Below are 13,591 nucleotides of genomic sequence, written 5' to 3'. Positions count from 1 at the left end.
TTCACGACTGGTTAAATTCCAGGAAGGATGGAAGTCATGCCAAAGATCTACACCGATGAGTTCAAGCAGTCAGCGCTCGATCTCATCAACGAGGGAATGACCCAGAAGCAGGTCTGCGCCGACCTCGGCATCTCGAAATCAGCCCTGCAAGCCTGGGTACGTGACTCGCGACTATGCGACCACGGCCTCGAGCCCGCGACCGATCCCGACGAGTCACGCGCTCAAGCAGCAGCGCTGAAGCGGATCAGGGAGCTTGAACGAGAGAACAAGATTCTCCGCGAGGCCGCAGCGTATCTCTCGCAAGCGAATCTGAAACTTGGTGGCAATCACCCAAAATGATGTACCCGCTGGTCCGTGACCTTGCTGCCGCCGGGGTGCCGGTGGCAGTGACTTGTCGGGTGCTCGGCTTTACCAAGCAGGAATTCTACAAGTGGTGCGCGCATCCGGTCTCGGCTCGGGATTGGGACGAGGCGCACGTGATCAATGCCGCCTACGACGTGCACATGGACGATCCTGAATTCGGGCACCGGTTCATCGCAGATGAACTCCAGGCGTCTGGGCACGAGGCGTCAGAGCGTCGTGTGTGGCGATTGTGCTCCCAGCAGCAGCTGTCCTCCCTCACGATCAAACGAGCGCGGAAGCATGGTAAAAAGCCCGGCCCGCCAGTGTGTGATGACCTCGTCGAACGCGACTTCACAGCCACGGTAATCAACGAGTTGTGGCTGACCGACATGACCGAGCATTACACCAGTGAAGGCAAGCTGTACATGTGCGCGGTCAAGGATGTGTTCAGCAACAGAGTCGTTGGCTATGCCATCGATTCGAGGATGAAATCTCGCCTGGCTGTAGTAGCGATTGATGACGCTGTGGCTCGTCGTGGCGGACAGCGAGCCGTGGCCGGGTGTGTCGTTCACTCGGATCGCGGTTCGCAGTTTCGTTCCCGGAAGTTCCAGCAGGTTCTAGGACATTACGGACTCGTGGGGTCAATGGGTAGGGTCGGTGCTGCTGGCGATGACGCTGCGATGGAATCGTTCTTCGTCATGCTGCAGAAGAACGTCCTCGACAGGGGCCGTTGGGACACGAGAACGAGGTTGCGCACAGCGATCATCCACTGGGTCGATCGGACCTACCACCGCAAGCGTCGACAACGACACTTGGGTAAACCGTCCCCGGTTGAATACGAGCTTATTCACCACAAGGCCGTCGCCCTGGCGGCATAAACCCCGGAGTCAACTCAACCTTCAGCAGTCCCGTGAGACCAATGCAGCCACCAAGTACTCGCCGATAGCATCGACGATCTCGTTGTGAGGTTTCCTGAGTTCCACAGCCTGTCGCAATTTGGCCGCTGTGTACGTAAGCTCGCGTTGCCCGGCGGCATCGGATCTTAGCGGTTCGAGCGCCTCGAGCTACGAGCTGTACCGTTCGGCACGCCATCGGAGGATCTATGCTCGGAGTCGTTCTTCGGCAATCTCAATATCGCGATGTCGCCGCTGCTCCAAAGGGAGTGCGGCCCCTGGTGGATTATGGTAGGGGCCGCTGGCCAAATCGGGCCTAGCTCCCGTCGGGAAATCGCTCGTCTGAGATAATGGCTGTTCCACTGAGCTGGCTCGATAGCTCGTTGATGATTCGGTCGCCTTCGAGCTCGAACCAACGTTGATTCTCTTCTGAGTCCCAACCGGAACCTGGAGGAGCAGAAACTGGGTTGAAATGATTCTCCCAGAAATCCATATAACCTCGGAGGCTGTGTGCGAGTTCAGCGGTGATATCTAAATCTTCCGTTCGCACAGTCACGTCTTCTGTGTCGTGGCTCCAGAGCGGTTCTTTACGTCCCCAGTCAGGGAAAAAACGGATATTTATCATGGTTGGCACAAGTGCTCTTTCGTGGGGATTGATGTGATGATTCTATCACTATCCGTAGCCACGATTACCGATGGATAGAATTCTACCTCGTACGCATCGTCGCCCTCTTCTTTGCCGGTGTATAGGATTTTGAACTTCTTGGTGTAGCACCGTTTATTGTTCTTTTTCTCCAGATGGAAATCAGGATCTTCGAGAACCTCTTGAGTTGCATCCCACATCAGATCGTCCCAAAAGGGCCAATTCATAATAGTGTCTTTGTTGACTGTTTTCCAATCTTTCTCGTGTCTGGTGCGTATATGAATATACCCCCATCCTTTATTCCCGCATTTTAATGTACGCTTTCCGTCCTTCTTTGTTTCGACGCTTCCGATTTTAGTATCTTCAACTCCCAGGTTGCACTCGGCTATTACGACGGGATTTAAGTGGGGGACAACTTTACCGTCTACAACGGGTCGAGAGTCGTCCCTGACTGTATATACGGTCGTGTCTGAATCGCCTGCTTCGTTGGCGGCAACGACGGTGGGTGCGGTAAATGTCAGCGCGACTATGGTGGCTGTCAGAGCCAGAGTCTTTTTCATTTCTCACCTTTCGGTACAGGCAATGGCGACTATACCACAAGGGGAGTTGCATTGACTGTATTTCAGATTGACTTCTGGCTGTACCTTACATACTAATGTGCGGTGCAAGTCCAAATCGGATCCGTTCTTACGCCTGAGCGACGCGGCGATCGGGGACACTGTTTCGGGATGAGCTTCCATGGCGGGTGAGGAACTGACTGTTGAAGAATGCGTTGTTCAACTCGGCCTGGGGTACGTCGTGTCATGGCCCGTTGTCAAGGGAGCATTACTGCCGGAAGAGGGCTAATGGGAAGGGGCATGATGCTGCGGTGATGTGTCTGGCTCACAGTGCTTTTCGCGATCGTCAAGGTCGGGGCCCTCTGCGAGGGGGCCCGGAACATCAATGACAGGGGGCCCGTCTGTATCGACGCTCTCGGTGGAACGCGCGATTTCGCCGAGTTCCCCAGAAGGCGACGTCCGTCCTATTCGGAAGGGTAAATGTTGCCAGTGAACACTCCGGGACCTCGGCGCGGGGGAGTCGTACTATGGCGCTGAAGGTGGGCCCGCGACGGTGCAAATGTAGCCGAACTGACAGGTGTCTCGACCTGGCTGGCTTGTCTGAAACGGTGAGATTGGTAGCCCGGTTACTGCTCTACTGCGAATCTAACGGGTTTGGAATGTATTGCTCAAATTTGCACATTCCCAATCAATCGTTCGCCCCGGCTAGCAGGGGCACATTGCAGACCTTGTTGATTTGTGTCCTCCGGGCGATGCTCGTACGGCCGGAGCACCATTTTGACGGTCCGACTGAGCGGTCTGGTTGGGGTAGCTGAGGTCGAAGGAGAACCTGTTTGTCTTAGGTGTTCGTCAGGTGAAACGCACGTAGGTGGGAGGGCTGCAGAAAATATCAGCTGGATTGGCTTGATGCCCGCATCGGTCACGAAAGATTTTCGTGTTGCGATTCCTGTTGGTGAACGAGAGTTGGCTGCCGGCGCGAGCGCAATTGTCGCTAACGTAGGACGTCGACGTTGGTGCTTCACTAACTGAGCGGAAGCGATACTTGGAAAAGTGATACGCCCCTGACCTGGCTTTTTGTATAGTGGGCATTCCAATTTCGGCAAGCTTGGTCAGCGAAGCATGTCTCAGTACGTGCTTCGCCAACTTGCCGATAGTTGATCTGATCGGCTCGGATACGAGGCGATCTAGCACCTGACACGCCCGACGTGTCTTGGTTCAGCATCTCATACATGCGCCCCGTCAGGCTTCTGCCTGACGGGGCGCATGTATGCCCATGCCGCACGAGGCCTTAGCTCCCGTGGCGCGAACCAGTTCCACTAAGTCAGCCGGTCTGAGATGCTGTTGCGGGACGACTAGAGTGCACACAGTCAACTCGGGAGTCAAGCGAGCTGACCGAACGATCCATTGAAACGCGCTTTCGGCGAGAATGCCCTGCAGATCGAGGCACGGACGATTTCTTCCGTCGCTTAAGCCGAAGCGTTGCCGGCCCTGGTTGAGCAGCCGACGATCTGCACTTTCGCAATTATGCGCGGCAAATAAGGTCCACGGTGTGGCCCTGCGATTGAAGCCGATGTCTGAATCGCCTAGCCTGGATCATGTAATGCCCCGGTGACTATTCGAACTTCAAGGCTCGGACTCCCGGGGTAACAGTCTTTTTCGGGGGTGTCCAGGACTATAGGCTGCTCGACGTCGTGGCGGCGGTCCGGCATCGTCGAGAGGTCTACAGCCGATGAGACCGGTTGCCCGTAACCTTCTAAGTAGCCCCACCATTGGTCAGGCCAGCGACCCCTTTTCATCCTGACGGATGATGGGCTACTTAAAAGGTAACGGGGGAGCCGTAGGTGGTGAGGTAGCGCTCAAGCGCCGCACGGTGAACCAGGGAGTCCTCCCTAGCGTCGGGTGTCCCGCGGAGGCCGTTGTCGCAGTTGACTCTCACCATCCTCAGCAGCCCGGCGTGCTAGGGAATGTCTCCTTTACGTGAGCTCGCGATCAGAGGTCCCTTGCACGCCATACGACGTCGAGTGCCGAGTTCACATCACTTCGTTCGATACGCTCGACGATAAAGCCTTCGCGCTCATAGAATGCTCCGGCACGCTCATTGCCTGCGAAGTGCTCGACGCACAGCCGAGGCGCGTTGGACGGCAGGTTTTGAAGGATGCTCTCGATCAAGGCGGGCCCGAGGCCACGACCGCGATAGTCGGGATCGAGATAGAGCTTGTAGAGGACGTGGTCAGATCCGTTGCGCCCGCGTTGGGCAACGCCAATGATCCTGCCTTCTGCCTCTGCGATGACGATCAGCCCGCTGAAGACGGCGGATTGAATATGTGACTCACTCCACCAGCTGGAAACCTGCAGCTCCGCCGCCCGGCCGCCAATCAAGGGTGTGTAATGCGGTCGGATGTGAGCTTCTCCGAACTCACAGATCGGCATTACATCCGCAGCCTCGGCATCCCGAATAGGCCATTCTGTGAACGGAGTGGCCCCGTCCTCGTTGTGCGATCCGTTCATTGAACCAGCATCCCCTAAACCGCGGCACGACATTGGGAGACACGCCCTATTTGCGATCGCGGAACCGCGAGGCATCCATGCACCTTTACGGGGCGTCGTAGGTCGTCGACATGTGATCCGGCAGTGCTGGGCGAGCAGAGACTTCGGCGCGCTCGAGGGCCTCCATGACCAGCGGGCGAAAGGGCCGTCGAAGACGTATTGGCCGGGCAGATCGTGGAAGGACGTGTTCTCCTACTGGAGTTGATCCGTGCTGCCTTGCTGGAAGGAGATGATGTACAGCGGCAGGAGGTAGTAGCTGTGATGTGGCGCAGGTACCGTAGCGCGCGTTTACGATTGAGTACGATCAGCCCTCGGTCGACGAGGCGATTGACGAGCTCATTCAACTCCAGGGCTGGCTTGTCGTAGTGCAGAGTTCCGCGGGGACGAGCTGGGCGGGGAGCACAGCTCTGCTGCGACTTCCGCGCTCCTCTTGGACCTAAGCAATGAAAATCCCCCAAGTGCGCATCGTGGAGAGGCGTGGGGGGATGTGGTGGCTTCAAACTAGCACATTCAGCAGGACGACGACGCCCGGCGCTACACGCCACCGTATTGTGGGCGCGGCGCAGATCGGCCAGGGTCTCGTCGATGTCGCTGGTCTCGCCGACGTCGACGGAGAGCGCATCGATGGCCGTGTACTGGGGATGCCACCGCCGCTCGCGATAGTCGAGCACGTCGGTCAAAGCGATCCGGCGTTGCGCGCCAGGGCGGGTGTAGGGCAGTTGTCACTGTTCGGGAGCCTTGATGAGCGTGGGTCGGCTTATCCCCAGTAGATCAGTGGCCCGCTGTGTGGTCAGCGTCTGTGAGGTCGGCGACACCGTGACGGCCGGTCCCCGGAGCATCGCGTCTACGACGTTCAGCAGGACCTCGTAGATCTCCTCCGGCAACTCGATCCGATCGTCAGCGGTGTCGCTCATCAGGTAGCGCCAGGGGTGCGTGTTCAATGCCTCCGGGACAGGGAGCATGTGGTAGACACGACCGCGTTTGCCCACATCAACGTCGACACGGGTGTACGGAGCGAGAGTCCTGTCTGCGGATATAGCTGGCTCGTTATCTGAAGTAGCCTCAGTGCCGCTTGCGTCGCCTGGTGCCGTGATTGCCCTACGCGTATGGTAGACCAATCGTCCACGCAATCAGTCATCTTTGGGAGTTCTCCCGGATTCTCAACCGCACCGGCGGTCATGGTGTGGGCCATGGTCCGGGAACTCGACGATGGAGTCGACGAATGATTGTCGAACTTGCCCTACGGTGTGGGCATCGTCCAATGATCAGCTACATCGACACGAATCGAGACACCGCCCTCAAAGGACAGGCACATCGCGGAAGAGGCGTCAGAAACCGAGCTTTGAGCTGCTACTCGAAACGCTGGCTCGAACTGCGAAATGGCACACTCGAAACTGGGGAAGCCGGGGCCGATGGGCCTTGGTGCGGTGTCGTTCTCTCGCACAGGGTGGCGGTCGTCGACGATGTGCTTGGACTGCTCAGTCCTAGTCAGGATTCATCGTCGTGAGGGAAGGTGCCTCGTTGAACGCGTTCCGGAGAACCTCGGTACTTGCTCGAGGCCGCGCCCATGTCATCTGGAACAGACCGATCGCCATGGCGGCGGCTACCTCGCATCGTTCCGCATCACCGTCATAGTGTGAACTGTCCACGAGTGCGTCCGTGAGTTGGTTTCGCCAGGCGCGGGTGAGTTCAAGAGCTGACGAACGGATACCCTGTGAGGCCTGCAGGATGCGAAATGCCATACCTGCTCGCGACTCCGGGTCGAGAGATTTGATTGCTGCGCATATTGCCTCACGCAGCACTTCCCAGGCGTAGTGACCATCGCTGTCGCGTACAAGGCCCGCTACCTGTTCGCCGAATGCTGCGATGTGATCAAGCACCAGCGCATCACGCGAAGGCACATAGCGGAAAAAGGTCGGCCGCGACACACCGCAGGCTCTGATCAGGTCTTCGGTGGTGACATTGGGATAGCCGCGATCGAGGAAGAGGTTGAGCGCGATGTCGTCGATGTGATCCCTGCTGGTGGCACGGGGCCTCATCCGATGAGCTCCGAGACCGTGACGAAGCGATAGCCTTGATCCTTTAGCCGATCGATCGCGGGGCCGATCGCTTTCTGAGTGTTGGTTCTGCCGAACCAGGGGTGCAGAAGGATGATCGATCCCGGCTGAGTGTTCTCAACAGTTGCATCGATGATGTCGTCGCTGCTCTGTGGGTTGCCCGACCAGTCTTCGTAAGCGACGTCCCAAGTAACCGTGAGGCGGTCATGCTTTGCCAAGTAGAGCGGCAAAGTGAGGAGCTTCTGACCGTGTGGGGGTCGGAAAGTCAGGGGCCCGTCGTATCCAGTAGCGCGAATAGCGTCATCGGTAGGTTCGATCTCCTCGGCAACCGTTGTGGGGGAGACGAACGCCATGCGCCGATGACTCCACGTATGGTTGCCGATCTCATGCCCATCCTCGATGATCCGCCGCATGGCCGAAGCGTTGCCTTCAACGTCTTTGCCGTTGACGTAGAACGTTGCTGGCACCCCACGGTCAGCGAGTACATCGAGGACAGCATCTGCATCGGAGTCAGTTGGGCCGTCATCGAATGTCAGTGCCACGACACGTTCATCAGTCTCTACCTGACTGATGAGTTCTCCGGCCACCTGCCACGAACGCGTCTGAATCACCCGCTTGACGCCATAAGCAAACACGAACAGAACGACGAGGGTGATCGCGGTGCCAACGAGCAGGTGCCGGCGGCGACTTCGGCGAGAAGCAGAGGCGGCAGAGTTATGAGACATAGTATCAATTGAAGCAATCGCGCTCGTCGTGGTCAAGTTCCCGGATAATCCGATCCCAGTAGCGTGACTCCGAAGAGATACGCTCATCCCGGTGCAATTTGTCTGCTTCAAGTCTGAAGAACTGACTGTCTTCCGCAGGGCCGAGGACACGTCGTACTGGTGATTGACGCAGTCGAACGGTTGGTCATATCTCCAGCATGAGTCAGTCGACCTCCGCAACGTAGCAGTCCGCTCCTTATGGCGTCCGACCCTCGTTGAGAAAAACTGCAAGAGCCGCTCGGATGCTTTTGTCAACAGTGTGGCGGACAAAAGCCCGCCGTATGGTTTTCGCTCACAGCCTCAGGCGAAGTTCCACACGTCGAGACCACTGCTGTTGATGGCCGACCGAGCAGTACTGACCATTTCTTCAATATGAGGCCGCATTCGGACGTTTGGGCCGCCGACCGTAATGGCTGCGGCCAAGGAGGATCCGATCTTGAGCCCGAGGGCGAATGCGGATACATCGGCGACTGTTTCGCCGATATTGAGGCCGTAGCCACTTTTCCGCACTAATGCGATCTCGGCGTTAAGGGTTTCTGCCTTTAGATCTTCTGACTCTAGGACGTGCGCTTTGAGCTCTGGACTCTCAGATGCTGCCAACAGAATCTTGCCGGCACTCGTGGGCCAGAGCGGTCGGCGGGTGTGCATCTCGGGGTTGTAGCCGATCCGCTGGTTGGAGGGGACCGAGTGGACGTAGGTCAGCTCGTGATCGAGGAATACGGCGAGGGTGATGGTTTCACCGAGTTCGCTCCCGATCGTGTTCATCACGGGTGCCGCAAGTTCGACGAGTGAAGTCGCCTGGGAAGCCAGCAGGGTATGAGCACCGAGGCCGAAGACGAAGTGCCCGGCCGCGTTCTCCTTCAAGTAGCCCTCTGCCTCGAGTCCGCGCACGAAACCGTAGACGGATGACTTCGGAGCGTCCAGATGTTCGGCGATCTCAGAAAGTGTCGCGCCGTTGGGGGAACGCACGACGAACTCGAGGATGCCGATGACACGGCTGACCGTCCGGTGCTTCTCAACCATGAAGCTAGCCTAGATGACATGCTCGGCCGCAATCCGACGTTTCATGTTCATTCGATCGTGTCGTCGGCAGCAAGGGCGGGGTAGTAGACGTTGATGAGCTCAAGTGGCTCTGATGAGAGGACCTCGACGTGGTGGACGACGTCGGTCGGGATCAAGACTGAGTCGCCTCCGCCCAACTCGAGGGTTTGTGCACCGAGTTCGACTGAACAGCGACCCGAGAGGATGTGGAGGAACTGGGTGCTCTTGAGATGGCGGTGGGGGAGTGCAGATCCGCCGTGTTCGATCGTTCCGCGTACGACTGAGACTGCGCCGTTCGCATCGTCGCCAGGCAAGAGCCTGAGGTTTGATGTCAATGTGTGGCGCGGCGGAGTGTAGGCCTCGAGTTCCTCGCCGACATAGTGCTTGATCGGTTCGCTGGTCATTTGTTTCTCCTTTGTTCGATGAGGGCCATGATGTCCTCGCGATCTCCGTCGGCTGGCGAAGCCAGATTGACTGGCTGCAGTGGTGACTCTGAATAGCCGACGTTCGGCGTGGTTCGCCAATAGCTGCCTTCGGTGGGGTGCTCGACCTGTTCTACAGTCCCGCGTCGTCTGAGATATTCGTCGTCGACGAGGTCTTCGATCCTGTTCACTGCTTGAGCCGGGATGCCGTGGTCATGGCAGAGTTTGATGACTTCGCTAGTCGACCGATGCGCGGCGAATTCGGCGATGAGTGCCTGTGTCTCTTCGACATGGGCGTTGCGGTCTCGATTCGTCGCAAAAGGCACAGCTCCGTCAGCGACGGTTGGATCATCAATGGCGAGGAAGTCTCGCCACTGTCGGTCGTTGTAGGGCAGCACGCAGACCCATCCATCTGTGGTGCGGTGTGGCCGCCTCGCGGGATTGATTGTTCGGTGCCAGCCAGCGTCTCCCAGAGGAGGTTCAAACGTGTAGTCGTTGAGCTGTTCGACCATATTGAAGTCGGACATCACATCGAACATGGGAACATCGACCCACTGACCGAGCCCGGTGATATGGCGGCGGTGGATCGCCGCTAGTCCCGAATAGACCATCGACAGGGCGCAGACTTTGTCGGCGACGACATACGGAGCGTACTGGGGACGGCCCAATGACTTCCGGTAGACATCGCTGAGACCACTGGCTGCTTGAATGATGTCGTCATACGCGGGCCGGTCACGTTCTGGACTGTTCGAAGAGAATCCTTGCGCCGTGATGAGAACACATTGCGGGTTGATCTCAGCAACTGAGTCCCAGTCGAAACCGTACTTTCGTCGCTGACGTGGGAGGTAGTTGGTGACGATGATGTCTGCGATACCGATGAGTTCGTTCAGCGTATGTTGGTCCTCGGCGTCTGAGAAGTCGAGCGTGATGTTTTTCTTCCCGTCTCCGAGGCTGAGCGCGGCGGCCGACATCCCGGGGTTTCGGGATTGGCCGGACCGGCGGATCACATCTCCGCTGGGAGCTTCGATGTGAATGACCTCTGCGCCGAGCTTGGCGAAGAGCCGTCCGGCCAAGGGGCCCATAATGACCGTTGCAATCTCGACAACTATCAGTCCGTCGAGCGGGCCTTTGACCTGAGCATTCTGCACGGGTTGTGTGTGCGTCATAGACTTCCCATCATTTCTGGCAGTATGAGGACGATTTGCGGAAAGGCGAAGAGCAGGACTCCGACGGCCAAGATCGCGAAGACGAACGGAATACTGCCGCGGAAGACATCTTCGACCGGCATTCTGGCTGCTTGAGCGACGACGAAGACATTGAGGCCGAGTGGGGGAGTGATCAGCCCGATTTCGGCCAGCAGAATGACGACGATTCCGAACCAGATCGGGTCGAATCCTAGCTCTGTCACGACCGGCAGAGTCACCGGTACGGTCAGCGCGATGATCGCCATCTGGTCCATGAAGAAGCCGAGAATCAGGTAGCCAAAGGCGATGATGGCGACGACGACGATCGGAGCAACAGGCAGCGCCGAAAGGGAATCGACCAAATGAGGTGTCACCTGCGATTCGGTGATGAAATGTCCGAAGACGTGGGCAGCCATGATGATCGTCAGGATCATGATCGATGAGCTCAGCGCCTCTGCGAACGATTTCGTCAGGTTCGCCCACGTGAGCTTCTTCTTACCGAGCATCAGTCCCAAAGCACCTAGACATCCGACTGCGGCGGCTTCGGTTGCGGTCGTGACACCGAGGAAGACAAGGCCGACGACGAGGATGAAGAGCGCAGCAATCGGCAAGAGGCCGGCAAGACTGAGGAACTTCTCACGCCCAGTGCTGGCTTCGCCTCGCGGCGCTGATGCCGAATTGAACGTGATCAAAATGGTGATAGTGATGACAAGTGCCACGGCCACCAGGAGCCCCGGGATGATTCCGGCGATGAGAGTCGGTCCGACTCCTGCTTCGGCTGTAATGGCGTAGAAGATGAGAAGCACACTGGGCGGGATCATCGCCGCCAATGTTCCCGCTGCGGCCACGACCCCGGCGCTAAGGCGTTTGTCGTAGCCCTGCCGAATGAGTTCCCCGGTTGAGGTATGAGCAAGAGTCGCTGCCGCGGCCGTGGATGAACCCGAGACCGCAGCGAAGATAGCACCGGCCCCGACAGCTGCGTGCGCCGTTCCACCACGCATACGACCAACGAGAACCTTTGCCGAGTCGAACAGGCTGGAGAGCGCTCCGCTGTGGAGGACGAACTGCGCCATAAGTATGAAGAGCGGGATCGCTGCCAATGAATTATTGCCGACTGCGCTTTGCGGGATGGTCATCAGAACGCCGATGACATCGGCTGGTCCGCCGAGTGCCAATAGGCCAACGATTCCGCTGATCAGGATGGCGAAGGCGATCGGAATGCGGAGCAGGATGAGGGCCAGCAAGAGTGCTGTGATGGTGAGTACTAGCATCAGGCTGTACCGCCTTTGAGGAAGGTCTTGGACTCTAGGAGAATGACGACAGCGGTGAATAGGCTCCCGAGCGGGAGGAATGCCTGCCAGATCCAGCTGTAAATCGGTAACTGGGATGACAGCGGAGGCGGAATGTCACCGTGTTTGAGTGCTCCGATCATTGTTATTGTTCCTGCGATAGCCAACGCAGCGATTCCCACGAAGACGACGGCGAGGCTCAGCCAACGCGCGGCTGATTGCACTTTGGCGGGAAGGTGCTCATATAGCATGTCCGCAGCGACGTGTGCGCTGACCGCGTAGCCCCACGGCATGCCGAGGAAGACGATGGCAGGTAGCAGTACCTTTTCGATGAACGAGACGTTCCACCCCAGTGGGCTTCCAGCGAAGTATCGAAGCATAACCTCAGCGAGCATGAGAACAGTGATCAGCGCTAGTGCTCCGATCGCACACCATTTTGAAGTGGACACGATCGCCGTGTGGATGCTTCCGTAGCGATGAGTGGAGTGGTCAGGAGTTGGATCGATTTCGCTCATTCTTGGTCACCGCCTTCTCGAACTCGGTCAGTACTTCGGTGCCGGGAAGGCCAACCGAATCGAGGCTAGTAGCCCAGTCAGATTTCGCTCGGCTCAGCTCGAGAGTCCACTCTTCTTTGGCCTCGCCACTGATTGGTGTGAATTCGACGCCAGCGTCTTTCATCAGTGATTCGGCCTCGGACTTTTCCTTATTGAGGCCATCGCACAACGATTGCTGAGCCTGAGCGGCAGCATCAGTGACTTTGTCTTGTTCCTGCGAGTTAAGACCATCCCAGGTGCGTTCACTGATGACATACGGGATCCCGACAGAGCCGAGGTTGAGGCCCTTAGTCGAATAGTTAGCGACCTGCTCGAGGTTGTAGGAGGGAACGCTGACGAATGGCATGGCGGTTCCGTCGACAGTGTTGCGTGTCATCGCTTCGTAGGTATCTGCCGCCGACATGCTCACCGCTGATGCCCCGATGGTATCCATGGTGACGTCGAATGCTCCGCCTGAGGAACGGAGGAGCAGCCCGCGAACGTCGGCGGGATCTTCGACTTTGGTGTTGCTCGTCATCACTTCGTACCCGGGGATGATCGAGACCCAAAGTGGTCGGAGTCCGCGGTCCTCGTATTCCTCTTTATAGAGAATTCCGTCCTCGTTGAGGAGGTCCATCATCGAATCGGAGGAGACGCAGGCATCTGTCGTCATCATGGGCAGGTCTCCAACGCTGGACAGAGGAAGTTTGTCTTCCAGATACGCAGCTGATGCTGGGCCGATGTCGATGTTGTCGGTGGAAATGAGAGAGGCAAGATCCTCTGCGTTCCCCATTTGTCCGGATGGGTAGTACTCGGTGTCGATGCCGTCTTCTTTGAGCTTGTCGAGGAAGACGCTGACGCCGTACTTGCCGAATGGGTGCTTGGGAGAATAAGAGTCGGCCAGGCTGAGTGCTGGGTTCCCCGGATTCTCCACGGGTGCACAGCCAGCAGTCGAAGTGACCGCCACCAGCGCAGTAGCCACCAAAGGGAACAACGAGCGTTTGAATCTTGGGTGCGTACCGGATTTTGAGTAGTGCGACATGACCTCACTGTCTTTCGCATATAGAAACGATAGTTCGTATATCCGATGAAAAGAATACGCAAGAAACATGCGCTCGGTCAATTGGCTCATCGGTTACTAGGCCTTGAAATGCCCTGTTGCTTCCTCTTGCTTTGTGGTTCGTTCGCCAGATGACGGCGAGCCATGAACGCGCGACGTGTTCTCGCATTGTTCCAACCCTGGTTCGTCGGATATTCACTTCGCGCCATCACGATGGTGTGCATGGTCACGATCGGTACATGGAATCTCGAGAACCTAT

At 57.6% G+C, this 13,591-nt stretch carries 12 protein-coding genes and 1 pseudogene; 1 reads left to right on the top strand and 12 read right to left on the bottom strand.

The window, feature by feature from the left end:
* The first annotated feature begins 36 nt into the window (after window positions 1-36).
* A pseudogene (locus tag GUY23_RS10995) lies at window positions 37-1,220 on the top strand (IS3 family transposase).
* A 331-nt stretch (window positions 1,221-1,551) separates the two neighbouring features.
* On the opposite strand, the gene GUY23_RS10990 reads toward GUY23_RS10995, so the two are convergent.
* From GUY23_RS10990 to dctP, 12 genes are all read right to left on the bottom strand, one after another.
* The gene (locus GUY23_RS10990; RefSeq protein ID WP_166972282.1) at window positions 1,552-1,869 is read right to left on the bottom strand and encodes a hypothetical protein; all 318 of its coding nucleotides are present in this window, start codon (window positions 1,867-1,869) and stop codon (window positions 1,552-1,554) included.
* Window positions 1,857-2,438: a hypothetical protein gene (locus GUY23_RS10985; RefSeq protein ID WP_166972280.1), complete on the bottom strand. Its 582-nt coding sequence runs from the start codon at window positions 2,436-2,438 to the stop codon at window positions 1,857-1,859. The genes GUY23_RS10990 and GUY23_RS10985 overlap by 13 nt, the downstream gene beginning before the upstream one ends.
* Before the next feature lie 1,986 nt (window positions 2,439-4,424).
* Entirely contained in the window at window positions 4,425-4,943 is a 519-nt protein-coding gene (locus GUY23_RS10980; RefSeq protein ID WP_208085326.1) for a GNAT family N-acetyltransferase, read from the bottom strand.
* 761 nt (window positions 4,944-5,704) lie between these two features.
* Entirely contained in the window at window positions 5,705-5,896 is a 192-nt protein-coding gene (locus GUY23_RS10975) for a hypothetical protein (RefSeq protein WP_166972278.1), read from the bottom strand.
* Between the two features lie 570 nt (window positions 5,897-6,466).
* Window positions 6,467-7,021: a TetR/AcrR family transcriptional regulator gene (locus GUY23_RS10970; RefSeq protein ID WP_166972276.1), complete on the bottom strand. Its 555-nt coding sequence runs from the start codon at window positions 7,019-7,021 to the stop codon at window positions 6,467-6,469.
* On the bottom strand, window positions 7,018-7,800 hold the full coding sequence (locus GUY23_RS10965; RefSeq protein ID WP_228282226.1) for a polysaccharide deacetylase family protein: 783 nt from the start codon (window positions 7,798-7,800) through the stop codon (window positions 7,018-7,020). Before GUY23_RS10965 ends, GUY23_RS10970 begins: the two co-directional genes overlap by 4 nt.
* 303 nt (window positions 7,801-8,103) lie before the next feature.
* Window positions 8,104-8,826, bottom strand: coding sequence for an IclR family transcriptional regulator (locus GUY23_RS10960; RefSeq protein ID WP_166972274.1), 723 nt, complete (start codon window positions 8,824-8,826; stop codon window positions 8,104-8,106).
* A 47-nt stretch (window positions 8,827-8,873) separates the two neighbouring features.
* Entirely contained in the window at window positions 8,874-9,248 is a 375-nt protein-coding gene (locus GUY23_RS10955; protein ID WP_166972272.1) for a cupin domain-containing protein, read from the bottom strand.
* Window positions 9,245-10,414: a CaiB/BaiF CoA transferase family protein gene (locus tag GUY23_RS10950; RefSeq protein ID WP_166972270.1), complete on the bottom strand. Its 1,170-nt coding sequence runs from the start codon at window positions 10,412-10,414 to the stop codon at window positions 9,245-9,247. The genes GUY23_RS10955 and GUY23_RS10950 overlap by 4 nt, the downstream gene beginning before the upstream one ends.
* Before the next feature lie 14 nt (window positions 10,415-10,428).
* Entirely contained in the window at window positions 10,429-11,721 is a 1,293-nt protein-coding gene (locus GUY23_RS10945) for a TRAP transporter large permease (RefSeq protein ID WP_166972268.1), read from the bottom strand.
* The gene (locus tag GUY23_RS10940; RefSeq protein ID WP_166972266.1) at window positions 11,721-12,254 is read right to left on the bottom strand and encodes a TRAP transporter small permease; all 534 of its coding nucleotides are present in this window, start codon (window positions 12,252-12,254) and stop codon (window positions 11,721-11,723) included. The genes GUY23_RS10945 and GUY23_RS10940 overlap by 1 nt, the downstream gene beginning before the upstream one ends.
* Window positions 12,229-13,404, bottom strand: coding sequence for a TRAP transporter substrate-binding protein DctP (dctP, locus tag GUY23_RS10935; RefSeq protein ID WP_228282225.1), 1,176 nt, complete (start codon window positions 13,402-13,404; stop codon window positions 12,229-12,231). Before dctP ends, GUY23_RS10940 begins: the two co-directional genes overlap by 26 nt.
* Window positions 13,405-13,591 lie beyond the last annotated feature (187 nt).

This window comes from Brevibacterium atlanticum (assembly GCF_011617245.1).
Classification (GTDB): Bacteria; Actinomycetota; Actinomycetes; order Actinomycetales; family Brevibacteriaceae; genus Brevibacterium; species Brevibacterium atlanticum.
This window is presented reverse-complemented; position numbering and strand designations above follow the sequence as displayed.

Bases quoted from the DNA above. Each gene is read 5' to 3' on its own strand.
- GUY23_RS10985 (WP_166972280.1), bottom strand. From the start codon at position 2,438: ATGAAAAAGACTCTGGCTCTGACAGCCACCATAGTCGCGCTGACATTT.
- GUY23_RS10980 (WP_208085326.1), bottom strand. From the start codon at position 4,943: ATGAACGGATCGCACAACGAGGACGGGGCCACTCCGTTCACAGAATGG.
- GUY23_RS10975 (WP_166972278.1), bottom strand. From the start codon at position 5,896: ATGAGCGACACCGCTGACGATCGGATCGAGTTGCCGGAGGAGATCTAC.
- GUY23_RS10970 (WP_166972276.1), bottom strand. From the start codon at position 7,021: ATGAGGCCCCGTGCCACCAGCAGGGATCACATCGACGACATCGCGCTC.
- GUY23_RS10960 (WP_166972274.1), bottom strand. From the start codon at position 8,826: ATGGTTGAGAAGCACCGGACGGTCAGCCGTGTCATCGGCATCCTCGAG.
- GUY23_RS10955 (WP_166972272.1), bottom strand. From the start codon at position 9,248: ATGACCAGCGAACCGATCAAGCACTATGTCGGCGAGGAACTCGAGGCC.
- GUY23_RS10945 (WP_166972268.1), bottom strand. From the start codon at position 11,721: ATGCTAGTACTCACCATCACAGCACTCTTGCTGGCCCTCATCCTGCTC.
- GUY23_RS10940 (WP_166972266.1), bottom strand. From the start codon at position 12,254: ATGAGCGAAATCGATCCAACTCCTGACCACTCCACTCATCGCTACGGA.
- dctP (WP_228282225.1), bottom strand. From the start codon at position 13,404: ATGAGCCAATTGACCGAGCGCATGTTTCTTGCGTATTCTTTTCATCGG.